Here is a 23,296-nt window from a genome sequence, read left to right as displayed (position 1 = left end):
AATCAGAACCCCAGCGGGGTGTCGCCCAGCACCGGTTGCAGCTGGCTGCGGAACAGCGCCTGGATGCGTTCCAGCGCCGCCTCGTCATTGCCCTCGAAGCGCAGCACCAGCACTGGTGTGGTGTTGGAGGCGCGCACCAGGCCCCAGCCATCGGGGAAGTCCACGCGCAGGCCGTCGATGGTCGACAGGCGACCGCCCACATACGGGTTGTCCGGCGACTGCGCCGCCGCCACCAGCATCGCCACCAGCGCATGCGGCGTGCCTTCGGCCACCGGCACCTTCAGCTCCGGCGTGGCCACCATCTCCGGCAGCTCTGCCAGTACCTCGTCCGGAGTCTCCTCGCGCTGGGCCAGGATCTCCAGCAGGCGCGCAGCCGCATACAGGCCATCGTCGAAACCGAACCAGCGCTCCTTGAAGAAGAAGTGGCCGCTCATCTCGCCAGCCAGCTCGGCATCGGTCTCGCGCATCTTCGCCTTCATCAGCGAATGCCCGGTCTTCCACATCAGCGGGCTGCCACCATTGCGCAGCACGTGGTCGGACAGCTTGCCGGTGCACTTCACGTCGTAGATCACCATCGCGCCCGGATTGCGCATCAGCACGTCGGCGGCGAACAGCATCAGCAGGCGGTCGGCATAGATGATCTTTCCTTCGCCGGTGACCACGCCCAGGCGGTCACCGTCGCCATCGAAGGCGACGCCGAGATCGGCACCGAAGCGCTTCACCGTCTGCACCAGGTCTTCCAGGTTGGCCGGCTCGCTGGGGTCGGGATGATGGTTGGGGAAGGTACCGTCGACATCGCAGTACAGCGGGATGACTTCCGCACCGATCGCTTCCAGCAGCTGCGGCGCGAGCGCGCCGGCCACGCCGTTGCCGGCATCGGCCACGACCTTCAATGGGCGGTCCAGCTGCACGTCGTCGGCAATGCGCTGGATGTAGTCGGCGCTGACATCGCGCTGCTGGTAATCGCCCGGCTCGGCGGCCTGTACCAGGCGGCCTTCGACGATGCGCTGGTACAGATCGGTGATGGCATCACCGGACAACGTCTCGCCGCCGATGACCACCTTGAAACCGTTGTACTCGGGCGGGTTATGGCTGCCGGTGACCGCCACGCAGGTGCCGGTACGCAGATGGAAGGCGGCGTAGTACACGACCGGGGTCGGTGCCAGGCCGATGTCGATCACCGCGCAACCGGCGCGCCTCAGGCCCTCGGCCAACCCTGCGGCCAGTTCCGGGCCGGACAGGCGGCCGTCGCGGCCGATCACCACCTCGCGCAGACCCTGCTCCAGTGCCACGGTGCCGATGGCCTGGCCGATCAGCGCCGCCGTTTTCGGCGTCAGTTCACTGCCAACCACGCCGCGGATGTCGTAGGCGCGGAAGATACCGGCCGCCAGTTCCTCGGCCGGAACCGGTGGCGGGGGCGGCGGTGCACTTTCAGTTGTGCTGGCCTCGGCCACCGGCGGCGGCGCCATCTGCAGGCTCTCGCTCAGGGTCGGGCCATGATCGGCTTCCGCCACGGTCGCCCGACGCGGCAGCGGCAGCGACTTCGGCAGGCGGCCGCGCCCCACCACCAGCAGCACGGCGATGAACGCCAGCAGCAGCGCAACGATGGCGCTGGCCAGCGAACCCAGGCCCAGCGGACCAGGTTCGACATTGGGTACCGCGGCCACCAGCCGCAACGGCGTCCCCGGAATCGGCCGCGCCAATGCTTCGGCGCTTTCGGCCAGGCCGGCATCGCCCTGGGCGACGAGGTCATGCGCGCCCTGGCGCAGGCCAAGGAAACCGGCCGATGGCGCGCTGACCTGATCCAGCGGTGAGGTCAGCCGCAGCAACGGCTGGCGCACATACAGCACCGCCGGGCCGAGGCTGCCCAGTTGAACCGGCGCTGCCAGGCCCAGGCGATTGCCACCGCCATCGCGGACCACGCGCAGGCTGGGCTTGCCTTCGGCCAATGCCGCTTCCAGCAGCGCCAATCGGGCATAGCCAAAGGCGGCCGGGTCGGCGTAGGCGTTGGCCAGATCGGCGGTCAGTACCTCGGCGTGCTCGACGCCGGTCCAGCTCTCGCGGACCGCGAGTGCCGCCGCAGCGGCATCACCGGCCTGCAGCGCCTGCTGCACGCGCTCGTTCTTCAGCTGCTGCTGCAGCTGCTTCAGCTGGCCGGCAGCGGCCTCCTGCAGGCCCTGCACGGCCTGGTCACGTGCGGCTTCCAGCGCCTGGCCGTTGGCCTCCTGCCGCCATTGCTGCACTGCGCTCCATCCGAACCAACCGGCCAGCAGGATCAGCAGCACCCCCAGTAGTGGCGCACTGCGTCCCAACGACCGTCCCCGCTGTCCTTCCCCGATGCCGCTCATCGATGTCCCCTGTCAACGCACCCCGGTATGGCCGAATCCACCCGTTCCCCGCACGCTGTCGGTGAAAGTATCCACCACCTGCAGGCTGACACGGGCAATCGGCACGATCACCAGCTGCGCGATGCGATCGCCCGGCTCGATGGTGAAGGCCTCGCGGCCACGGTTCCAGACGCTGATCAGCAGCGGTCCCTGGTAATCGGCGTCGATCAGGCCGGTGCCATTGCCGAGCACGATGCCGTGGCGGTGGCCCAGCCCCGAGCGCGGCAGGATCACCGCGCACAGGTGCGGATCGGCAATGTGGATGGCCAGGCCGCTGGGCACCAGCGCGGTGTCGCCCGGCTGCAGGGTCAGCGCGGTATCCAGCGCCGCGCGCAGGTCCATGCCGGCGCTGGCTTCGGTGGCGTAGGCCGGCAGCGGCCAGCTGTCGCCGAAGCGCGGATCGAGCAGCTTGACCTGCAGCGGTTGGGAAGTGAAAGCCTGGGTCATGCCTGGAGTCTCCGCGCGATCAGCGCCAGCAGTTGTTCGGCCAGCTCACGCTTGGAGGTGGCCGGGAATACCTGTTCACCGTCCTGCCAGAAGGCCGTGGCGGCATTGTTGTCGCTCTCGAAACCGCCGCCGCTGATGCCGACCTGGTTGGCGATCACCAGGTCCAGGCGCTTGTCGACCAGCTTGCCACGCGCGTATTTCTCCACGTCGTGGGTTTCGGCGGCAAAGCCGACCACCAGCTTCAGCGACTGCGTCTGCGCAGCGACTTCGGCAAGGATGTCCGGCGTGCGCACCAGCTCGATCACCAGCGACTGGCTGTCGGCGGTCTTCTTCAGCTTCTGCGGCGCGACCTGGCGCGGCGTGTAGTCGGACACTGCAGCGGCACCGATATAGATGTCGGCCGGCAGCGACTTCAGCACGGCATCGCGCATCTGCGCAGCCGAGCGCACGTCGACGCGCTGCACGCCGAGCGGCGTCGGCAGCTGTACCGGCCCGCTGACCAGCACCACCTGTGCGCCCATCGCGGCGGCGGCCGCGGCCAGGGCAAAGCCCATCTTGCCGCTGCTGCGGTTGCCGACATAGCGCACCGGATCGATGTCTTCATAGGTCGGGCCGGCGCTGATCAGCAGGCGCAGGCCCTGCAGCGCGCGGGTTTCCGGCGCGGCAACGGCCGCGGCGCTGCTGCCATTGGCGGCCAGCGCGGCCACGATGTCGCCCGGTTCGGCCAGACGCCCCGGACCGGACTCGCCTTCGGCCAGCGGGCCGTCGACCGGGCCGATCACCTGCGCGCCGCGCTGGCGCAGCAGGGCGATGTTGGCCTGGGTGGCCGGGTGCAGCCACATGCGATGGTTCATCGCCGGGCAGATCGTCAACGGCGCGGTACTGGCCAGGCACAGCGTGCTGACCAGGTCATCGGCATGGCCCTGGGCCAGCCGGGCCAGCAGATCGGCGGTTCCCGGGGCAACCACGATGCGGTCCGCCCAGCGCGCCAGCTCGATGTGGCCCATGGCCTGTTCGGCGGCGCTGTCCCACAGCGTGGTGCGGGTGGGCTGCCCGGACAGGGCCTGGAAACTGAGCGGAGTGACGAACTGCTGGGCACCGGCGGTCATCGCCACCTGCACCTGGGCACCGGCGTCGCGCAGGCGCCGCACCAGTTCCAGGGCCTTGTAGGCCGCGATCCCGCCTCCGACGCACAACAGCAGTTTCTGACCTTCCAGCGCGCGGGCCTGCGCGGGGGAAGCGTTGGGGGAGTCAGCCACCTGGAATTCCTGTGCAAACGAGGGCGCTAGCTTACCCGATGGTCGGTAATGTCCCGGTGCAGGGTGCACATAGCGGACAGCTATCAGCAGATGGAGCACGTTGCGCTTGACCCGGGGTTTGCCGGGCATCGGTTTCGGACCTTTCCTATACCTCTGCGGGTCTGCGCTTTTGCAGAATCAGGCATTGGCTGCCGTCTGCCGTGGCCTGTTCGACCTTCGAGGAGCCTCGTGCATCCACGCATCATCATTGCCGACGACCATCCCGTGGTCCTGCATGGCATCCGTATCGTGCTGCAGACCCACCTGATGGACATCGTCGGCAGTGCACGTGACGGCGCCCAGCTGCTGGAGCTGGTGGACCACCACGACTGCGATGCGGTGCTGACCGACCTGTCGATGCCGGGTGACGGCCCGGACGGTCCAGAGCTGATCGACGCGCTGCGCGTGCGTCACCCCAGGCTGCCGGTGGTGGTGCTGACCGGCGCCCGCCATCCCGGGCTGCTGGACGGACTGCTGCGCGAGGGCATCAGTGGGCTGGTCGACAAATGCGCCGATTTCGCCGAACTGCCGCAGGCACTGAACGCCGCACTGGCCGGGCAGGTCTTCGTCTCCCAGCAGCTGCGCCACCACCTGCAGGCGCGCGACCTGCTGTTTCCACGCGAACCGTCGCCGCTGTCGGCGCGGGAACAGGAAGTGCTGGATCTGCTGGCGACCGGGCTCAGCGTGAATGCCGTCGCCGAACGCTGCGGGCGCAGCCCGAAGACCATCAGCCGGCAGAAGGCCGAAGCCAAGCGCAAGCTGGGCCTGCAGAACAACCAGGAACTGTTCGACTATCTGCAGACCCGACGCGGGTGAGGCATCGTCCGACCCGGTGCTGCGGTATGCACCGATGGGAGCCGTCACGCAGGCTGGCGATGATGCAGGCATGCCCATCCATGACTGGCCCGAACAGGAACGCCCCCGCGAGAAGCTGATCGCGCGCGGGCCCACGGCACTTTCCGACGCCGAACTGCTGGCCCTGTTTCTCGGCTCCGGGTTCGGTGGCCGCGATGCCGTGCAGACCGCGCGCGACCTGCTGCAGGCGCACGGCCCGTTGCGGGTGCTGCTGGACCGCCCCGCGCGTGACCTGGCCCGCCTGCCCGGGCTCGGCCCGGCGCGCAGCTGTACGCTGGCTGCCGGGCTGGAACTGGCCCACCGCTACCTGGCTGCCGAGCTGGAACACGGCGAAGCGGTCGGCAACAACCCGGCCGCGGTCGGCCGCTATCTGCAGCACCGCCTGCGCGGGCAGGCCCGGGAGATCTTCATGGCCCTGTTCCTGGACAACCGGCACCGCCTGATCGCCTGCGAGGAGCTGTTCCACGGCACCATCAACGCCGCACCGGTCTACCCCCGCGAAGTGGTGCGGCGCGCCCTGCTGCACAACGCGGCGGCGGTGATCCTCAGCCACAACCACCCTTCCGGCGACCCGGAACCCTCCAGCGCCGATACCCGCATCACCGACGAACTGCAGCAGGCACTGGCGATGGTGGACGTGCGCCTGCTGGACCACTTCGTGGTCGGTGAGGGCCGCCCCGTTTCGTTTGCTGAACGAGGCCTGCTGTCGCCGCCCCAGCCCCGCCTGTTCGGCTGAGCGCCCGCCCTCCGGGCGCCATCGGTCGCCCCCACAGGCAGGTTTCGGTCAGCGTGGCCGCTGGTATCTGCGCTAAAATGGGCGATTCCGCCGCTCATTCTCACAGCAGGCCTCGTGAAAAATCTCCTCCGCGCCCTGATCAGCCAAGGCATCGAAGCCTTGCGCGCCAATGGCACCCTGCCCGCCGACTCCCTGCCGCCGGACTTCGTGGTCGAGCGCCCGAAGACCCGTGACCACGGCGACTTCGCCACCAATGCCGCGATGCTGCTGGCCAAGGCCGCGCGCAGCAATCCGCGCGCACTGGCACAGGCGCTGGTCGAGGCACTGCCGCGCAGCGAGGACGTCAGCAAGGTCGAGATCGCCGGCCCCGGCTTCATCAATTTCCACCTGGCGCCGGCCGCGTACCAGCGTGAAGCCGCGTCGGTCATCAAGGAAGCCCACGACTACGGCCGCAACCTGTCCGGCAATGGCCGCACGGTGGGCGTGGAGTACGTGTCGGCCAACCCGACCGGCCCGCTGCATGTCGGCCATGGCCGCGCGGCGGCGATCGGCGACTGCGTGGCGCGTGTGCTCGACGCCAACGGCTGGAACGCCAAGCGTGAGTTCTACTACAACGACGCCGGCGTGCAGATCGAGAACCTGGCGCTGTCCACCCAGGCGCGGATCAAGGGCATCGCGCCGGACCAGGACGGCTGGCCGGAAGGCGGCTACCGCGGTGAATACATCGCCGACGTCGCCCGCGCCTACATGGCCGGCGCCAGCGTCGATCTGGAAGGCAGCACCGTGGTCGGCGCCAAGGACCCGGACGACATGCAGGCGATCCGTCGCTTCGCCGTGGCCTACCTGCGCAACGAGCAGAATCTGGACCTGGCCGCGTTCGGCGTCGACTTCGACATCTATTTCCTGGAAAGCTCGCTGTACGCCGACGGCAAAGTCGCCGAAGCGGTCGCCAAGCTGCAGGCCTCGGGTCATACCTATGAAGAAGGTGGCGCGCTGTGGCTGCGCAGCACCGACTTCGGTGACGACAAGGACCGCGTGATGCGCAAGTCCGACGGCACCTTCACCTACTTCGTGCCGGACGTGGCCTACCACCTGTCCAAGTGGCAGCGCGGCTACGAGCGCGCGATCACCGAGCTCGGCGCCGATCACCATGGTTCGCTGGCACGCGTGCGCGCCGGCCTGCAGGCGATGGAAGTGGGCATCCCGCAGGGCTGGCCGGAGTACGTGCTGCACCAGATGGTCACCGTCATGCGTGGCGGCGAGGAAGTGAAGCTGTCCAAGCGTGCCGGCAGCTACTTCACCCTGCGCGACCTGATCGAGGAGGCCGGCCGCGATGCCACCCGTTGGTTCCTGATCGCGCGCAAGCCCGATTCGCAGCTGACCTTCGACATCGACCTGGCCCGCCAGCAGAGCAACGACAACCCGGTGTTCTACGTGCAGTACGCGCACGCCCGCGTCTGCAGCCTGCTGCGCCAGGCACAGGAGAAGGGCCTGGTGTACGAACAGGGCAATGGCCTGGCCAACCTCGGCCGCCTGGCCGACGACGCCTCGCTGCTGCTGATGAACGAGATCTCGCGGTACCCGGAAGTGGTGGAGGCGGCCGGCGTGGCGCTGGAACCGCATCTGGTGGCGCAGTACCTGCGTGAATTGGCGCACGCGTTCCACACGTGGTATCACGGGACGCCGGTGCTGGTGGAAGACGCTGCGGATCGCAACGCCAAGCTGACCCTGGCCTGCGCCGCGCGCCAGGTGCTGGCCAACGGCCTCGAACTCCTGGGCGTCAGCGCCCCGGAAAAAATGTAAGCATCAGGAGACGCAGTACACATGGCAGCACGACGCGGCAAAAACCAGGCACGACGCAACAGCAGCAGCCAGGGCACACCCGGATGGGTGTGGCTGGTCGCTGGCGTGGCGATTGCGGCCGTGGTGTTCCTGGCGGCGCCGAACCTGTTCAAGGGCGAAGGCGATGGCTTCCTTCGCGCCGGTCCGCAGCCGAACCCGAACGCGCAGCCTGCCCCGGTCGCTGATGCCGACAGCGATGTCGGCACCCAGCCGGCCGCGCAGCCGGCCACGCCGAAGCCGGCCGAACCGGAAAAGCCGGCCGCCACCCAGTACGACTTCTACACCCTGCTGCCGGGCAAGGAAGTTGAAATGTCCGACGCCGAACTGGCCGCCAGCGCGCGTGCCGAGGACCAGCGCCGGGCCAAGGCCGAAGCGCAGCGCGCGCAGGCGGCACTGGAAGGCAAGCCGGTTCCGCCGCCAGCGGCTACCGCGCCCGCACCGACGGCAACCGCCAGCGTGGCCAGCACCGCGCCGGTGACCGCCACCAGCCGTCCGCTGCCGGCACCGCTGAGCGAACGACCGGCTGCGGCAACGCCTCCGGCCAGCACGCCGACGGCGTCGACCAGCACCGCCGCCGCCACTCCGGCAGCGCGTGCGGAAACCGCGCCGACCGCGGCCACTACCGCAGGCGCTGCGGCACCGGCTGCCGCCGATAATGCCCGCTACATCCTGCAGGCGGGTGCGTTCGGTGCCTCCGGCGACGCCGAAGCCACCAAGGCCAAGCTGGCGATGATGGGCCTGGCGGCACGCGTGGAATCGGCGCAGATCAACGGCAAGACCGTGTACCGCGTGCGCATGGGGCCGTATGGCAGTGCAGGTGAACTGTCTGAAGCCAAGCAGAAGCTGGATGGCACCGGCCTGCAGGCGATGGCGATCAAGGCGCAGTGAGCCTGCCGAAGTGAATGAAAAGCCGGGCACAGCCCGGCTTTTTTTTGTCTGTGTAGAGTCGAGCTTGCTCGACTGCCGTTCAAAGCAGTCGAGATCCTATGTTCGTGGTCAAGCCTGCTGGAAGCAGGCTTGACCCACCTTCAGCATGGCCGGATCGAAGTCCCGGCCGCTTTTGAAGACACCCCAGGCGATCCTGGCCAGCTTTCTGGCCAGGATGTTGAAGACGGCGGTGCTGGGGTGACCGCGTTTTGACAGCTCGTCGTAGAGCGGTTGCCCCCGACGACACCGCTTGAGCCCCATGGCGGCCATGTAGAGCATCTGGCGCAGCACTGGCGCGCCCTGTTTGGACAGCCGACGCCGTCCCGTTCTTCCGCCAGACTCGTTGGGCCGGGGATCCAGGCCGGTGCAGGCGATCCACGCGTTGGCGTTGGCCAACGGCCAGCGCGTCATGTAGTAGATCAGGTGAGCGGCGACAGCGGGGCCGATACCAGGGATGGTCAACAGGCGCTTGTAGAGCGTGCCATGCTCTCCATCGCGACCCAAGCGCTGCAGTTCGCTTTCCAGCTCGGACAGCGTCCCAGCCAGAGCGCAGAACAGATCTGACAGCTCCCCGGGGGCACTTTTGCTTACCCCGAAGGATTGCTCCAGCCGCGCGCGTGTCTTTACCAGCGTCTGCCGCTTGCGCAGCAAATCGTGCATCTGCTGCTGCTCATCGGTACGCGGTACGTATTCACGCAGGCGATCGTTCTCCTTCTTCACGTATCGGGCGATCGCTTCGGCGTCCATGGCGTCCGTCTTGCCACGCGAGCCCGTCGCCCGGCCGTAGTGCTTGATCAGACGTGGATTGATCACATAGACAACGTGGCCTGCCTGGCCAGCCATCCGAGCCAACAACTCGTAGTACCGCCCCGTCGCCTCCATGCCAATCCGGCATCGCTGGGGCAAGGTGTTGAGCCACTGGGCTATGCCGGCCCGGGTGTTGGCGATCCTGTCGCCGGCCTTGCGGTCGGCCACTGCCGGTACGAACTCCTTGGAGTCCACGTCCACGCCAATATCGAGAGAATCAGACATTTGTACGGCTCCCAGCTATCTTTAAGGGGCTGGGGTGGTACCGCACCGACGTTAGCTTGCCTACATCGACGATCCCCTTTGGGGGCCGTACGATCCTTTATCGACGTTCGTGTGCGGGATGGGGATCGCTCGACTCGTCTGTCGGCTAGTATCCGCAGATGCATGCTTGACGGTCCCTCCACCCTGGCTCCTACATACCTCCCCTTTGGGGGCCGTACGATCCTTTATCGACGTTCGTGTGCGGGATGGGGATCGCTCGACTCGTCTGTCGGCTAGTATCCGCAGATGCATGCTTGACGGTCCCTCCACCCTGGCTCCTACATACCGCGTAGGAGCCGGGAGGAACATACAAGCTTGCTCGACTGCCGTTCAAAGCAGTCGAGCAAGCTCGACTCTACAGACGGCGGTCAGCCTTCGCGGGCGACCTGGAAACCGGCGAAGGACTGGCTGACCGGCATCAGTTCCAGGCGATTGATGTTCAGGTGCGGCGGCAGGCTGGCCACCCAGAAGATCTGTTCGGCGATGTCTTCGGCGGTCATCGGGTTGGCGCCGGTATAGAGCTTGTCCGACGCCGCCTGGTCGCCATGGGTACGCACCACGGTGAACTCGGTTTCGGCCATGCCCGGCTCGATCGTGGTCACGCGCACGCCGGTGCCGTGCAGGTCCGAACGCAGGCCGAGCGAGAACTGGCTGACGAAAGCCTTGGTGCCACCGTAGGCATTGCCGCCCGGGTACGGGTAGACGCCGGCCACCGACGAAATGTTGATGATTGCGCCCTTGCGCTCCACCAGCTGCGGCAGCAGGCGGTGGGTCAGGGTCACCAGCGCGGTGATGTTGGTGTCGATCATCGTGGTCCAGTCCGACAACTTGGCGCTCTGTGCCGGCGCAGTGCCCTGCGCCAGGCCGGCGTTGTTGACCAGCAGATCGATCTCGCCGAAGGCCGGCGGCAGTGCCAGCAGAGCCGCTTCCATCGCCACCGGATCGCGGATGTCGAAGGCGGCGGCATGCACCACGTCCTTGCCGTAGCGCTCGACCAGCGGCTGCAGGCGTTCGCCGCGGCGGCCGGTGGCGATCACCTTCCAGCCCGCCTGGGCGAAGCGGTGGACGGCGGCGGCGCCGAAGCCGGACGTGGCGCCGGTAATCAGGACAGTGCGGGTCATCAGGCAACTCCAGGGGGAAAAACCAGACCCCCATTCTGGCACCGTCGGCCGGGGGTTGCGTTGCCTGATCGGCCAGATCCGGCCCCACCTGTCGGGGTGACCGGTACAATTGGGGCCATGATCAACAACGATGTCCTGCGCAGCGTGCGCTACTCCCTGGACCTGGGCGACCACCACGTGGTGACCCTGTGCCAGATGGCCGACCCGGCCTTCGCCGTGGATCCGGAACAGGTGAAAGCCTGGCTGCGCCGCGAGGACGAAGCCGGTTTCGAGGCGATGAGCGACAGCGCGCTGGCGCACTTCCTCGACGGCCTGATCGTGCACCTGCGCGGTCGCGATGAGAGCCAGCCTCAGCGTGCGGTGGAAACCCGCATCGACAACAACCTGGTGCTGAAGAAGCTGCGCGTCGCCTTCCAGCTGCGCGACGTCGATATGATGGAGATCTTCGCCAGCGCCGGTTTCAACGTCTCCAAGTCGGAAGTGGGCGCCTTGTTCCGCCAGCCCGGGCACACCAACTACCGGCGCTGCCTGGACCAGATGCTGCGCAATTTCCTCAAGGGCCTGAGCCTGCGCCTGCGCGGCTGAGCACGGCCTCGACGAACGCCCGCGCCGCCGGTGTCGGCAGTCGCTGCCAGACCAGGTGCACGCGGCGGGTCGGGGTCGGCTGCAGCGGAATCTGTACCACCCCCTGGAACCCGTCGGCGATCAACGCTGGCACGATGCCAACCGCCAGCCCATGGCGGACGAAGCGCTCGATCAGTTCCATCAGATTGACCTCGAAGCGCACCGTATGCGGCAGGCCAGCGGCGGCGAAGGCATCGTCGGTCTGCCGCCGCGCACCGGTGCCGCGCGGAAAGTCGACCAGCGCCTCGTCCTGCAGTTCGGTCAATGGCAGTCGCTTGCGGCGGGCCAAACGGTGCGACGGCGCCAGCACCGCCACCAGGTCTTCTTCCTGCAGCATCTGGTGGCAGACCCCATCCAGCCCCGCCAACGGCGCCAATCCGACCAGTGCCACGTCCAGCTCTCGCGACTGCACCTGCGCGATCAGGTCCTCGCTCTTGTCGACCCGCAGCTGGAACTCCACCTGCGGGTGCGCCTGCTGGAAGGCCGCCAGCATCGCCACCACATCGATGTCGGTCAGCGAGGAGATCTGCCCGATCGCCAGCAGGCCACGCACCTCGCCAGTGACGGCGGCCACGTCGGCGCGCAGGTGGCGCAGGCTGGCCAGCACCTGGCGTGCATGCACCAGCAGCGCCTCGCCGGCGGCGGTGGCCCGCACCTGGCGCGGCAGGCGCTCGAACAGGGGCGTACCCAGTTCCTGCTCCAGGTAGGCAATCTGGTGGCTCAACGCGGACTGCACCACATGGCAGCGTTCCGCGGCGCGGGTGAAATTGCCCTCTTCGGCCAGGGCGACGGCAAACTCGAGCTGTTTGAGATTCATCCAACTATCTCGTTTCCAGATGGCATGGATGATGATGATTCATTTCCATCATGGCCGCAGCAGGCGGACACTGTGCATCCCGCTTTGTGGAATACCGCGTGAGTCCGTCCCTCCCCCCTCTGCACCGCTGGCAGGTGCTGCTGATGTCGGTGGCTACCGGCGTGGCCGTGGCCAGCAACTACTATGCGCAGCCACTGCTGCACACCATCGCCGATGCCTTCGGCGTGCCGTTCGGCCAGGTCGGCATGGTGGTCACTGCCGCACAGCTGAGCTATGCCGCCGGACTGATCCTGCTGGTGCCGCTGGGAGACCTGTTCGAACGCCGCCGCCTGATCGTGGTGATGAGCCTGCTGTCGGCAGGCGGGCTGGTGATCAGTGCCTGTGCACCGTCGCTGACCTGGTTGCTGGTCGGCACCGCGATCACCGGCCTGTTCTCGGTGGTGGCGCAGGTACTGGTGCCGTTTGCGGCCACGCTGGCCGCGCCGGAACATCGTGGCCGCGTGGTCGGCACATTGATGAGTGGCTTGCTGCTGGGCATCCTGCTGGCGCGCACCGTGGCCGGACTGCTTTCCAGCCTGGGCGACTGGCGCCTGGTGTATGCCATCGCCGCCGGCACCCTGGTGCTGGCCGCGCTGGCGCTGCAGCGCGGCCTGCCGCGATTCCACCACAGCGCCGGCCTCGGTTATTTCGCATTGCTGCGCTCGATCGGCGTGCTGTTCGTGCAGGAGCCGGTGCTGCGCCAGCGCACCCTGCTGGGCGCCTGCAGCTTCGCCATGTTCGCGATCTTCTGGACCCCGCTCGCGTTCCTGCTGGCGCAGCCACCTTACGCCTACAGCGACGCTACCATCGGCCTGTTCGGGCTGGTCGGTGCCGCCGGCACGCTGGCTGCGGGCCTGGCCGGGCGCATGTCCGACCGCGGCCAGACCGGACGCGCCACCGCCATCGCGCTGGTGCTGTTGCTGCTGTCATGGCTGCCGCTGGGACTGTCGGCACACTCGCTGCTGGCACTGCTGGCCGGTGTGGTGGTGCTGGACCTGGCCGCGCAGCTGCTGCATGTCAGCAACCAGAACCTGATCTACGCACTGCAACCGGCGGCGCGCAACCGGCTCAACGCCGGCTACATGACCGGCTACTTCATCGGCGGTTCGCTGGGCTCGCTGCTGTCGGCGCAGGTCTACCAGCGCTTCGGCTGGACCGGGGTCTGCGTGGCCGGTGCTGCAGTGGCCGTGCTGGCCCTGCTGCTGTGGGTGCCCGGCGCGCTGCGCGCACGCCAGGCTTCGGTGACTGACTAGAAGCTGCCCTGCAGCACCAGCTCCCAGCGTCCGCCGGCATTGTCCGGAAACAGCCGCTTCGCTGCGTTGTCGGTGTCATGCACGGTGGCGCGCAGTTCCCATGCCGGGGTCAGCGAGGCGATGGCACTGAGCTGGCCATGCAGGTAATCAGGCCCCTGTGCGGTGGCCAGCCAGTACTGGCCTACCGCCGCTTCGAGGCGGAACCGCTCGTGCAGCGGCACCCGCACACCCAGCTGGGCATAGGTGCCGCGATGGCCACCGGCCAACGCGTCGTTGGAATGCGCGATCTGCAACCAGGCGCGCTGCTTCCAGTTCAGGGTGGTATTGAGTTCGGTCCAGTCCAGCGCGCGGCCGGTACCTGGATACACATAGCGGGTCAGGTTGGCATCCAGTGTCCAGTCCGGTGCCAGCGCGCCGGACCAGCCTGCCACCAGGTCGAACTCGCTGCGCGCGCCATTGTCCGGTTTGAACGAAACGTTGGAGCCCCACACGCTGGCATACCAACCCGATGCGACCGAGATCTTCGCGCCCGCCTGCACCGCCGGGTCGCCATCGCTCTGCGAGCTGCCACGCCACACGTAGTCGCTGGTCAGTGCGGCACTGCCGCTGACCTGCACCTTTGCCTGGGCGCTGCCGATGCCGAGCAGCCCTGCCAGGGCGGCCACCACTGCCGCCATCATCCCCTTGCTGTTCACTGCACTGTGTTCCTCGTTGAAGGCGGTTGCGCCGCCGGGAGCGCAGTGTCGAGGTGGTGGCCGTAACGGATCGAGGGTGCTGCCGGGCCCGTGGCGCAAATTCGGCGTAAATCCCGTGGACCGGGGGCCGCGTGCCAGCGGCGCGGTATCATGGCGCCTTGTTTCCAGGAACCAACCGCGTGGACGCCATCCTGACCCCGGTATCGATCGGCGAGCTGATCGACAAGATCACCATTCTCGAGATCAAGGCCGAGCGCATCGACGATGTGGCCAAGCTGGCCAACGTCCGCACCGAGCTGGACGGCCTGCTGCCCTTGCTGCAGCAGCAGCTGCAGGCACAGCCGGCACTGGCCGTGCTGAAGCAGCAGCTGAAGACGATCAACGAGCGCATGTGGGATATCCAGGACCAGCTGCGCGACAAGGAAGCAGCCCAGGTGTTCGACGATGCGTTCATCCAGCTGGCGCGTGGTGTCTATGGCACCAATGGCGAGCGCGTGCAGGTGAAGAACGAGATCAACCGCGTGGCCGGTTCGGCGCTGGTGGAAGAAAAGCAGTACCAGGGCGAGTAACGCCGCCTCGATCAGCGTCGATCAGATGGCGGAAACGGAACAGCTCGCCATCGTTGCGGATGCCCAGCTTGCGGTAAGCCGCTCGCTTCTGCGTGCTGATGGTGCTGGCTGTACGCCCACTGCGGCGTGCCATCTCGCCGGTGCTGCAGCCGCGCAGCACCCACTGCAGGACGGTGCGCTCGCGCGTACTCAACCGTGGTGGACGCACGGGCTGCTGGCGTTGCCGGCGGGACTGGTTCAACTGTGCACGCAGTTCCGGCGGCACGAAGCGTCCGCCACGGGCGACCACGCTCACTGCCCGCAGCAGCGTCTGCGGCGCGCAGGCCTTGGACAGGAATCCGCGCGCACCGGCCTGCAGGGCCAAGGACACGACACCCGCGTTGCAGTGCGCGGACAACACCAGGATCGGCACTGCCGGCCAATGGCGTGATAGGTGCCGCAGCAGTTCCAGACCTTCCCCGCTGTCACCGATCGGCAAGGCGTCGACCAGCAGCAGATCGATCGCGGCCGCCTGCTGCTGCAGGCGCTGCAGCAGATCACCGCTGCGACCGTAGCTTCCATCGACCTGCAGGTCCGCCTGCCGGGCCAGGACTTCCTGCACGCCATGCCGCAACAGCGGGTGCGGATCCAGCAGCAACAGGCGGCAGGGAGAATCTCGGGGCGACGGAAACGTGGGCATGGTTGCATTCCTGCAGAACAGGCCACTCACCCTAGGGCGCAGCCGACGCCTGCGGAATCCAATTCGTTGCAATGCCGCCCTTCCGCCGCGACACGGTCAGGTAGCGTTTGCCCAGCCGGAAACGCAACAGGCCCGGCATGGGCCGGGCCTGTCCAGGCATCTTCGGCGCGCAGGCGCGCCGAGGAAGCAATTACCAGCTGAAGCGCGGGCCGACGGTGTATTCCTTGTCGCCGTCGCGGTTCATCTTCAGCTCGCCGTTCAGGCCCCAGTTCTGGTTCAGCTTGACCTGACCACCCAGGCGGCCGTACCACTGGCCTTCCGGATTGATGCCGTGCTTCTTCGAGAAATCTTCGTAGCCGACCATGCCGTAGACTTCGGCGTGGGCACCGAAGGCGGTGCGGATACCGGCTTCAGCGCTGTAGCCATTGAAGTCCAGGCCGTGCTTCTGGTCGCGCTTCTGGTAAGCAACGCGGGCAACGAAGTCGGTGGTCGGGGCGATTTCAACGTTGTAGCCGGCGCCGATCTTCCACTGGTCCAGCTTGATGTTGGTGTGGTCGATTTCCTGGCGGCTGTACTCACCGAAAGCGTGGAAGTTCGGCAGGAAGCCGTACGAACCCTTCACGCCCCAGCCGTCGGCCTTGAACGCGTCGATGTCGGTCTTGGCGTAGTCGGCTTCGGCGTAGTTGTACGACAGGTTCTCAGCAGCCGAGGCGGTGAACGGCAGGGCAGCGGCCAGGGCCAGAGCAATCAGCGAATTCTTCATGGGGGTACACCTTTACTTTCTTATGGTGTGCAGCAGCGCCAGGGCGCCATCGCATCGGGAATGTAAATTCTCCGTTATTCGCCACAACGCTCCCTGAAAACAGCGGTCTTCGCATTGCTGAATTTTTTGCCTTGATTCAGGCTGTCTCTGGCATACGCGCGCGGCGCGCGTGCATTTGTGATTCGTCGTCGATTGCAACAGGAGGTTGCCTTGTACGTTTCCGATCCGCCGCTGGTGCCTGTTCGCGCCGCGCTCCTGGCATGCGCTGCCCTGTTCCCGATCCACGCTGCGCACGCACTGCAGGCCGCTGACTACCAGCGCGCCGAACGCGTGCATGACAGTCACCTTCGCGGTGCGCTGCGCAATGCTTCGGTGCTGCCCCACTGGCTGGCCGATGGGCGCTTCTGGTACGAACGCGAAACCACGCAGGGCCGGCGCCAAGCGGTACTGGTCGATCCAGTCCAGGCCACACGCCAGATCCTGTTCGAACCCGATGCGCTGGACGCTGCGGTTGCACCTCTCGGCGCCAGCGGACCACGCCTGCGCTTGAACAACGTGCAGGTACTGGATGGAGGCCTGCGCCTGCAGTTCAACGGCGAGGCGGCGATCAGCTGTCAATGGCCACGCCTGCAGTGCGTGCCTTCGCAGGATGCAGCGCCAGCGGCCGATGCACTGCCATCGCCCGGCGGTGATGCCTGGCTGCAGGTACGCGATCACAACCTGTGGCTGCACTCGCCCGGAACGGCAGCACGAGCGCTGACCAGCGGCGGTGAATCCAATCATGGCTATGGCGTGCTGCCGGACTTCACCCTGCGCGGCATTCCCCGCCGTCAGGGCCGGATGCCGACGCGGCCGTTCGCGGTCGGCTGGTCACCGGACGGTCGCTACGTGGCCGGCATCCGCTACGACGAACGCGCGCTGCAGGACTACCCCTATCTGGAAAGCAGCCCGGCCAACAGCGCGCGGCCGCGCGTGCATACGGTGAAGCTGGGGGTGCTGGGTGACACCCGGCAGGTGCGCGACAGCGTGTATGTGGTCGACACCCGCAATGGCCAGCAGCATGACATCGCCTTGCCGGAAGGCTGGAACACCCTCAGCGAAGCCGGCGTACTCGGCTGGGACGGCGACCGGTTGTATGCCGTGATCGCGCACTTCGGCGCACCGCGCAGGCTGCGTCTGCTGGAGATCGATGCCAACAACGGTGCGTTGCGCACGGTTCTGGAAGAAGCCAGCGACACCCGCCTGCAGCTCAACGTGTATTCCTACAACCGGCCAGCGGTGGCCATCCTGCCCGGCCAGGACACGGCGGTGTGGTTCTCGCAGCGCGATGGCTGGGGCCATCTGTACCGGGTCCGCCTGTCCGACGGCAAGGTGCTGCGCCAGCTCACCCGCGGCCAATGGGCGGTGCGCGACCTGCTGGGCGTGGACGCTGCGGGTGGCTGGGCGTACTTCAGCGCCGGCGGCGTCGACGGTGGCGACCCCTACGTACGCGGCCTGTACCGTGTATCGCTGCAGGGGGGACCGGTCCAGCGCCTGGCCGCCGATGGCAACGACCATCTGGCCGATGCTGGCACCGGCGCGTTGTTCGGCGGGCGCGCCCCCCAGGCGCTGTCGCCTGGCGGTGGCTATCTGGTGGATACCGTTTCCCGTCTCGACCAGCCACCACGCACCGTGCTGCGGGCCAGCGATGACGGCCGTGAAGTGATGGTGCTGGAAACAGCCGATAACAGCGCGATCGTTGCTGCCGGCTGGCGCCCCCCACGGCGCGAGCGGCTGCTGGCCGCCGATGGGCGAACGCCGATCTTCGCCACCGTCTACCTGCCCCGCGACTATCGCGATGACGGCCGCTTTCCGGTGATCGACGCGATGTACGGTGGCTCCTTCGTCAGCAATGCGCCGGTGACCTACGCCGAGGCGGTGTCCGCCTTGAATCCGGTGTCACGCGCCAGCCTGACCGAACTGGGCTTCGTGGTGGTCAGCATCGACGCGCGCGGCACCGGTGGCCGCGACAAGGCGTTCCATGACAGCAGCTTCCTGCACGGGGCAGATGTGCAGCTGGATGACCATGTGGCTGCGCTGCGCCAGCTGGGCGAACGCTACCGGGGCATCGACCTGCAGCGGGTCGGCATCTACGGGCATTCGTTCGGTGGTTACAGTGCAGCGCGCGCCCTGCTGCGCTATCCGGCGTTCTACAAGGTGGGCGTGGCCTCGGCCGGCAGCCACAATTTCCAGGGCATGTACGGCGGTGCATTGCACGGCATGGACCGGCTGTTCGGTGGCGTGCTGCCGCCAACACCCCTGGCCGATGGCGTGCCGGCGCCCTTTGCCGGACTCGACAATGCAGCGTTGGCCGGCAACCTGCGTGGGCATCTGATGCTGGTCTATGGCGAACTGGACGAGAACGCGCCGCCGGCGCTGACCCTGCAACTGGCCGCCGCCCTGAACAAGGCCCAGCGCAGCTACGACCTGCTGTACCTGGCCCGGCAGGACCACGAACTGTTCCGCAACGACGCCACCTACACGCACCGCATGTGGGACTACTTCGTGCGCCACCTGGCCGGCCAGCAGCCACCGGAGACGGTGCTGGCGCCGCTGCCCGGCGGGCCGGGCTGAACAGGCGCACACAGGATGTCGATCCACGGCGCCCTGGTTCGTCGGGTACTTGAAGGCCGTGCATGCGGCACGGTCCATCCGGAGGCAGGCAATGAGCTACATCGATGGTTTCGTCCTGGCGGTGCCCACCGCCAACAAAGAGAAGTTCCTCGCCCATGCACGCACAGGGGATCCCGTTTTCATCGAGTACGGCGCGCTGCGCGTGGTCGAGTGCTGGGGTGACGACGTACCGCACGGCAAAACCACCGACTTCTTCGGCGCGGTGAAAGCCACGCCGGATGAGACGGTCGTGTTTTCCTGGATCGAATGGCCAGACAAGCCGACCCGCGACGCCGGCATGAAGAAGATGATGGAAGACCCGCGGTTTGATCCGGCGAAGAATCCGATGCCGTTCGACGGCGCGCGGATGATCTACGGTGGGTTCGTGCCGCTCTACGAGCTGACGCGCTGAACCGGGCGGACGTGCTCAGCGCGCGTCCGTCTCATCGCTGGCGGAGGCATGGCCGGCGCCCAGTGCGGCGCCGGCGCCGAGGCCCATGCCGCCCATTCCGGCCCCCATTCCGCCACCGCCGCCGCCACCGCCACCACCCGCACGACCGCCCTTGGCATCGCCATCGTTGCGGCCCTTGCCACCGCCACTGGCAGCGGGCCGGGTCGGGCCCTGCGGTGGAATCTGCAGGTCGGTCGGGATGGGGGCCAGATCCAGCGCTTCGCGCACGAAGTCGCGCAGCGAGACCACCAGTTCGTGGAGGTGCACCGGCCGCCCCTGTGCCAGTTCGTTGGCCGCACGCGCGGCCAGCCGCACCTGCTCGTCGGTGCCCAGCAACAGGATGTCCGACAGTGCCGCTTCAACCGCATCGCGGATGCGGCGCGCGCGATCCGAGCGGGGTTCGGCGATGCCTTCGGCATTTTCGCGCTGGCGCAGGTCGCGGCGATGGCTGGGATCCACACCCAGTTCGCCAGTGAACGACCCGCCCAGGGTCTTGTAGGCCGCCATCAGCGTGCGCAGCCGTTCGTTGATCTGCCGGTTCTCGCGCTCGCGGCGCTGTTGCAGGGTCTGCATCACCAGCAGGCGGATGCCCACGCCCAGCAGGGTGATCAGGACCAGGCCGGCCAACGTGGACAGCACGCCCTGCCAGGAACTGAAGTCAATACCACGCATGCCCGGGGCTCCTGCAGGAATAACCTGCATCTTGCCCCAGACCGTGCCCCAGAAACGCGAAAGGCCCCACCACCCGTTGGGTGGCAGGGCCTTCGGTCACGGCGCGATTACTTGCGCTTGGCGACCTTGCGCACGGCCTTCTTGGCCGGAGCCTTCTTGGCGGCGACCTTCTTCAGCGGCGCAGCCTTCTTGGCGACCGTCTTGCGGGTGGCGGCAACCTTCTTGCCCACCGCCTTCTTGGCAACGGCGGTCTTCTTGCCGACAACCTTCTTGGCAGCAGCGGTCTTCTTGCCGACGGCCTTCTTGGCGACAGCAGCCTTCTTGCCGACAACCTTCTTGGCGGCCGCGGTCTTCTTGGTGGCGACCTTCTTGGTAGCGGCAACCTTCTTGCCGACAACCTTCTTGGCAGCCACGGCCTTCTTGCCAGCGACCTTCTTGGCGGCGACGGTCTTCTTGGCCACGGCCTTCTTGGCGGTAGCGACCTTCTTGCCGACAACCTTCTTGGCGGCCGCGGTCTTCTTGGCAACGGTCTTCTTGGCGACGGCGGCCTTCTTCGTGGCAGCCTTCTTCACGGTAGCGACCTTCTTGCCGGCAGCCTTGGTGGCGGCCTTGGTGGTCTTCTTGGCAGCAGCGGCCTTCTTGGTCACGGCCTTGCCTGCAGCCGCCTTCTTCTTGGCCACTTCCTTCTTCAGGGCAGCGGCTTCGGCCTTGGCGTTCTTCTTGGCGGCTTCCAGCTTCTTCTTGGCGTTGGCAACGGTCTTGCCGACCGACTTGGCAGCCTTCTCGGCCTTCTTGGCAACGGTCTTCTCGACCTTGGCCACAGCCTTCTTGGCCTTGGCAACGCGGGTACCGGCAGCCTTGGTGGCGCGCTTGACGGTCTTCTTGACCGACTTCACTGCGTCTTCGGCAGCGTGGGCGATGGACTCGCCAACGTTGGTGGCGGTTTCTTTGACGTTCTCGACGGCGTCGGTCACGACCGACACACCATTACCGTTGCTCATGTTGCCCTCCTGCGGGCCTTAAGTATCAAAACGGGGCGATGCTATACCGACATTGACGATCGTGGAACGGGGCATGCGCCCGCAATCGCATCTGCTGCGACGGTAATGGTGTAGCCCAGCACCCTCTCGAGCACAGTGGGTTGACAGGAAACCCCTTTTTTTCAGTGCTGCGCCGCACGGTGCGGGTAGCGGCAGGTGCTGCCTGCGCGCACCTGCCAGAGTGCTGCGAAAGGCATGCGATATGGCGCATCGCGGCACCAGGATGCGCAGAACTGCGCAAGTATCAGCCTGTATCCACACGCGCTTCGGCAGACGTCGGCACATTGCGAAGCACGCCCGACGTTGTCGCCACCGCCCCACAGATGGCGACGCCGACCCGCGTTCCGGGCGCCCGGTTTTCATGGCGCATTTATCCAGATCGCGACACACTCATTCAGCTTGTTTTACCGTAGAGCCGAACGGCCCCCACCCACGCCAGCGAACCGACTCCCATGCGACCGCTTCCCACCCTGCTCACGCTCGCAATCGCCGCCGCCTTCGGTGGCTTCGTTGCCACCGGCATCAATGCCCACCTGGACAACCGTGCCGACGCCGCGCCGCTGCCTGCGGTACTCCCGACCACGGCGGCATTGCCGGCCTCGGTGGCCGGACAGGCGGTGCCGTCGCTGGCACCGATGCTGGAGAAGGCGATGCCGGCCGTGGTCAGCGTCAACACCAAGCAGGTGGTGCGCGTGCGCAACCCCTTCTTCAACGACCCGTTCTTCCGCCGCCTGTTCCCGGACATCCCGCAGGAACGCATCAACGAATCGCTGGGCTCGGGCGTGATCATCGACGCCAAGGAGGGCCTGGTGCTGACCAACCACCACGTCATCGACAACGCCGATGACGTGCAGGTGACACTGGCCGACGGGCGCACGGTGAAGGCCGAGTTCCTCGGTTCGGACCGCGATACCGACATCGCGCTGATCCGCATCCCGGCGCAGAACCTGACCGACATCAAGCTCGGCAACAGCGACCAGCTTCGGGTCGGTGACTTCGTGGTGGCCATCGGCAACCCGTTCGGCTTCAGCCAGACGGTCACCTCCGGCATCGTCTCGGCGGTGGGCCGCAGCGGCATCCGCGGGCTGGGCTACCAGAACTTCATCCAGACCGATGCGTCGATCAACCCGGGCAACTCCGGTGGCGCACTGGTCGACCTGCAGGGCCAGCTGGTCGGCATCAATACCGCCAGCTTCAACCCGCAGGGCAGCATGGCCGGCAACATCGGCCTGGGCCTGGCGATCCCCTCCAACCTGGCGCGCAGCGTGGTCGACCAGCTGGTCAAGCACGGCGTAGTGGTGCGCGGCACGCTGGGCGTGGAGAGCCAGAACCTGACCGCGCAGATCGCGCAGGGGCTGGGCCTGGGCGAAACGCGGGGTGCGCTGATCACCCGCGTGCTGGCCGGTTCGGCCGCTGCGACCGCCGGCCTGAAGCCGGGCGACGTGGTGGTCTCGGCCAACGGCCAGCGCGTGGACAGCGCCGAAGCCCTGCACAACGTGGAAGGCCTGGCGGCGGTCGGCAGCGCGCTGACGCTGGACGTGCGCCGCGAGGGCAAGCCGCTGCAGATCAAGGCAACCTTGAAGGAACAGGCGCGCGCGGTCAGCGGTGAGAGCCTGGACCCGCGCCTGACCGGGGCCACCTTCGTCGACCTGCCCGAGTCGCTGCGCCAGTCCGGTGTCGGTGGCGTGCTGGTCAGCGAGGTCAAGCGCGGCAGCCGCGCGGCCACCAACGGCCTGCAGCAGGGCGACATCATCACCGATGCCACCGTGGGCGAATTCGCCGACCTGGCCAGCTGGCGCGCCAACTTCCAGCAGCGCCCGCCGACCCTGGTGATACGCGTGCTGCGCAACAATGGCCAGCAGCAGGGCCAGCTCGTGATGCGCTGATCGCCCTGCCGTAACACCCCCTATACCCCGGCAATGCTATTGCTGTCAGTCCAGGTCGGCACCGCCGACTCCCGTTCCCCCATCGCAACAGGAGTGATTCGATGAGCCCCACCAATACCGAGAACCTGAAGGAACACCTGGGTGAAGCCGGTTCCCATCTGAAGCAGGCCGCGTCGGCCGCCGGCGGTGCGATCAAGGGTGCAACCGGCGCAGCCGGCGACGAACTGCGCATCGGCAAGGCCAACGTCAAGGCTGAACTGTCCGACAGCGCGCTGTCCGGCCTGGCCGCCGCCGAGTTTGGTGGTGCAGCCGCCAAGGAACAGGTCGACGCGCTGATGGACAAGGGCAAGGACCTGATCGACAGCGCCGCTGAGCTGATCCGTGAACGTCCGCTGGCCTCGTTCGGTGTCGCCTTCGCTGCCGGCTGGATCATCGCCAAGCTGGCCCGCGGCAGCAGCGACAAGTAAGCCGC

Annotated in this window: 22 protein-coding genes; 11 read left to right on the top strand and 11 right to left on the bottom strand. The window is 67.2% G+C overall.

Annotated features, from left to right (window positions below):
- Positions 1–2: 2 nt before the first annotated feature.
- The 3 genes from MG068_RS01425 to coaBC are packed head-to-tail and all read right to left on the bottom strand — an operon-like array spanning position 3 to position 4,093.
- Complete coding sequence (locus MG068_RS01425) at positions 3–2,348, bottom strand: phosphomannomutase/phosphoglucomutase (protein WP_132808897.1); 2,346 nt, start codon at positions 2,346–2,348, stop codon at positions 3–5.
- A gap of 12 nt (positions 2,349–2,360) precedes the next feature.
- Complete coding sequence (gene dut / locus MG068_RS01420; protein WP_132808895.1) at positions 2,361–2,834, bottom strand: dUTP diphosphatase; 474 nt, start codon at positions 2,832–2,834, stop codon at positions 2,361–2,363.
- On the bottom strand, positions 2,831–4,093 hold the full coding sequence (gene coaBC / locus MG068_RS01415; protein ID WP_125894864.1) for a bifunctional phosphopantothenoylcysteine decarboxylase/phosphopantothenate--cysteine ligase CoaBC: 1,263 nt from the start codon (positions 4,091–4,093) through the stop codon (positions 2,831–2,833). Before coaBC ends, dut begins: the two co-directional genes overlap by 4 nt.
- 228 nt (positions 4,094–4,321) lie before the next feature.
- On the opposite strand from coaBC, the gene MG068_RS01410 reads away from it, so the two are divergent.
- The 4 genes from MG068_RS01410 to MG068_RS01395 all read left to right on the top strand — a co-directional run bounded on the left by MG068_RS01410 (position 4,322) and on the right by MG068_RS01395 (position 8,453).
- Positions 4,322–4,948 carry a response regulator gene (locus MG068_RS01410; protein ID WP_049399051.1) on the top strand — a complete coding sequence of 209 codons (627 nt, stop codon included), beginning with the start codon at positions 4,322–4,324 and terminating at the stop codon, positions 4,946–4,948.
- A 70-nt stretch (positions 4,949–5,018) separates the two neighbouring features.
- Positions 5,019–5,723: a RadC family protein gene (gene radC, locus MG068_RS01405; protein ID WP_032130338.1), complete on the top strand. Its 705-nt coding sequence runs from the start codon at positions 5,019–5,021 to the stop codon at positions 5,721–5,723.
- A gap of 114 nt (positions 5,724–5,837) precedes the next feature.
- A complete protein-coding gene (gene argS / locus MG068_RS01400) occupies positions 5,838–7,526 on the top strand; it encodes an arginine--tRNA ligase (RefSeq protein WP_012478915.1) in 1,689 nt (562 codons plus the stop codon).
- 21 nt (positions 7,527–7,547) lie between these two features.
- On the top strand, positions 7,548–8,453 hold the full coding sequence (locus MG068_RS01395) for an SPOR domain-containing protein (RefSeq protein ID WP_032130329.1): 906 nt from the start codon (positions 7,548–7,550) through the stop codon (positions 8,451–8,453).
- Between the two features lie 108 nt (positions 8,454–8,561).
- On the opposite strand, the gene MG068_RS01390 is transcribed toward MG068_RS01395, so the two are convergent.
- A complete protein-coding gene (locus MG068_RS01390) occupies positions 8,562–9,524 on the bottom strand; it encodes an IS110 family transposase (RefSeq protein ID WP_132808894.1) in 963 nt (320 codons plus the stop codon).
- Positions 9,525–9,931: 407 nt separating this feature from the next.
- Entirely contained in the window at positions 9,932–10,684 is a 753-nt protein-coding gene (locus MG068_RS01385) for an SDR family NAD(P)-dependent oxidoreductase (RefSeq protein ID WP_019337645.1), read from the bottom strand.
- A 117-nt stretch (positions 10,685–10,801) separates the two neighbouring features.
- Here MG068_RS01385 and MG068_RS01380 point away from each other — a divergent pair, with 117 nt between their 5' ends.
- Positions 10,802–11,269 carry a YehS family protein gene (locus MG068_RS01380; protein WP_107433494.1) on the top strand — a complete coding sequence of 156 codons (468 nt, stop codon included), beginning with the start codon at positions 10,802–10,804 and terminating at the stop codon, positions 11,267–11,269.
- Here the strand turns inward: MG068_RS01380 and MG068_RS01375 are convergent.
- A complete protein-coding gene (locus MG068_RS01375; protein ID WP_132808891.1) occupies positions 11,238–12,125 on the bottom strand; it encodes a LysR family transcriptional regulator in 888 nt (295 codons plus the stop codon). The two genes, MG068_RS01380 and MG068_RS01375, sit on opposite strands and share 32 nt — an antisense overlap.
- A gap of 143 nt (positions 12,126–12,268) precedes the next feature.
- On the opposite strand from MG068_RS01375, the gene MG068_RS01370 reads away from it, so the two are divergent.
- Entirely contained in the window at positions 12,269–13,417 is a 1,149-nt protein-coding gene (locus MG068_RS01370) for an MFS transporter (protein ID WP_343144388.1), read from the top strand.
- Here MG068_RS01370 and MG068_RS01365 read toward each other — a convergent pair.
- Complete coding sequence (locus MG068_RS01365; protein ID WP_132808888.1) at positions 13,414–14,112, bottom strand: TorF family putative porin; 699 nt, start codon at positions 14,110–14,112, stop codon at positions 13,414–13,416. The two genes, MG068_RS01370 and MG068_RS01365, sit on opposite strands and share 4 nt — an antisense overlap.
- Before the next feature lie 179 nt (positions 14,113–14,291).
- Here MG068_RS01365 and MG068_RS01360 point away from each other — a divergent pair, with 179 nt between their 5' ends.
- Positions 14,292–14,681: a DUF6165 family protein gene (locus tag MG068_RS01360; RefSeq protein WP_049462582.1), complete on the top strand. Its 390-nt coding sequence runs from the start codon at positions 14,292–14,294 to the stop codon at positions 14,679–14,681.
- On the opposite strand, the gene MG068_RS01355 is transcribed toward MG068_RS01360, so the two are convergent.
- Together MG068_RS01355 and MG068_RS01350 are read right to left on the bottom strand one after the other, a co-directional pair.
- Entirely contained in the window at positions 14,626–15,360 is a 735-nt protein-coding gene (locus MG068_RS01355) for a response regulator transcription factor (protein ID WP_049462583.1), read from the bottom strand. The genes MG068_RS01360 and MG068_RS01355 overlap by 56 nt on opposite strands.
- A gap of 190 nt (positions 15,361–15,550) precedes the next feature.
- Positions 15,551–16,123: an OmpO family porin gene (locus tag MG068_RS01350; RefSeq protein ID WP_032130335.1), complete on the bottom strand. Its 573-nt coding sequence runs from the start codon at positions 16,121–16,123 to the stop codon at positions 15,551–15,553.
- A 210-nt stretch (positions 16,124–16,333) separates the two neighbouring features.
- Between MG068_RS01350 and MG068_RS01345 the strand changes: the two genes are divergently transcribed.
- The gene (locus MG068_RS01345) at positions 16,334–18,736 is read left to right on the top strand and encodes a S9 family peptidase (RefSeq protein WP_071229375.1); all 2,403 of its coding nucleotides are present in this window, start codon (positions 16,334–16,336) and stop codon (positions 18,734–18,736) included.
- Positions 18,737–18,827: 91 nt separating this feature from the next.
- Positions 18,828–19,187 (top strand): DUF1428 domain-containing protein, encoded by a 360-nt coding sequence (locus MG068_RS01340; RefSeq protein WP_049455507.1) that lies wholly within the window; start codon positions 18,828–18,830, stop codon positions 19,185–19,187.
- 15 nt (positions 19,188–19,202) lie between these two features.
- Here the strand turns inward: MG068_RS01340 and MG068_RS21125 are convergent, their stop codons facing one another.
- A complete protein-coding gene (locus MG068_RS21125) occupies positions 19,203–19,898 on the bottom strand; it encodes a hypothetical protein (RefSeq protein ID WP_071229376.1) in 696 nt (231 codons plus the stop codon).
- Between the two features lie 107 nt (positions 19,899–20,005).
- On the bottom strand, positions 20,006–20,899 hold the full coding sequence (locus MG068_RS01330) for a histone (RefSeq protein ID WP_132808886.1): 894 nt from the start codon (positions 20,897–20,899) through the stop codon (positions 20,006–20,008).
- 491 nt (positions 20,900–21,390) lie between these two features.
- Here MG068_RS01330 and MG068_RS01325 point away from each other — a divergent pair, with 491 nt between their 5' ends.
- Together MG068_RS01325 and MG068_RS01320 are read left to right on the top strand one after the other, a co-directional pair.
- Complete coding sequence (locus MG068_RS01325) at positions 21,391–22,824, top strand: Do family serine endopeptidase (protein ID WP_049462587.1); 1,434 nt, start codon at positions 21,391–21,393, stop codon at positions 22,822–22,824.
- A gap of 101 nt (positions 22,825–22,925) precedes the next feature.
- A complete protein-coding gene (locus MG068_RS01320; RefSeq protein WP_032128158.1) occupies positions 22,926–23,291 on the top strand; it encodes a hypothetical protein in 366 nt (121 codons plus the stop codon).
- Positions 23,292–23,296 lie beyond the last annotated feature (5 nt).

This window comes from Stenotrophomonas sp. ASS1 (assembly GCF_004346925.1).
Taxonomy (GTDB): Bacteria; Pseudomonadota; Gammaproteobacteria; order Xanthomonadales; family Xanthomonadaceae; genus Stenotrophomonas; species Stenotrophomonas maltophilia_A.
Note: the sequence above shows the minus strand (reverse complement) of the source record. Positions and strands in the feature narration are given on the sequence as shown.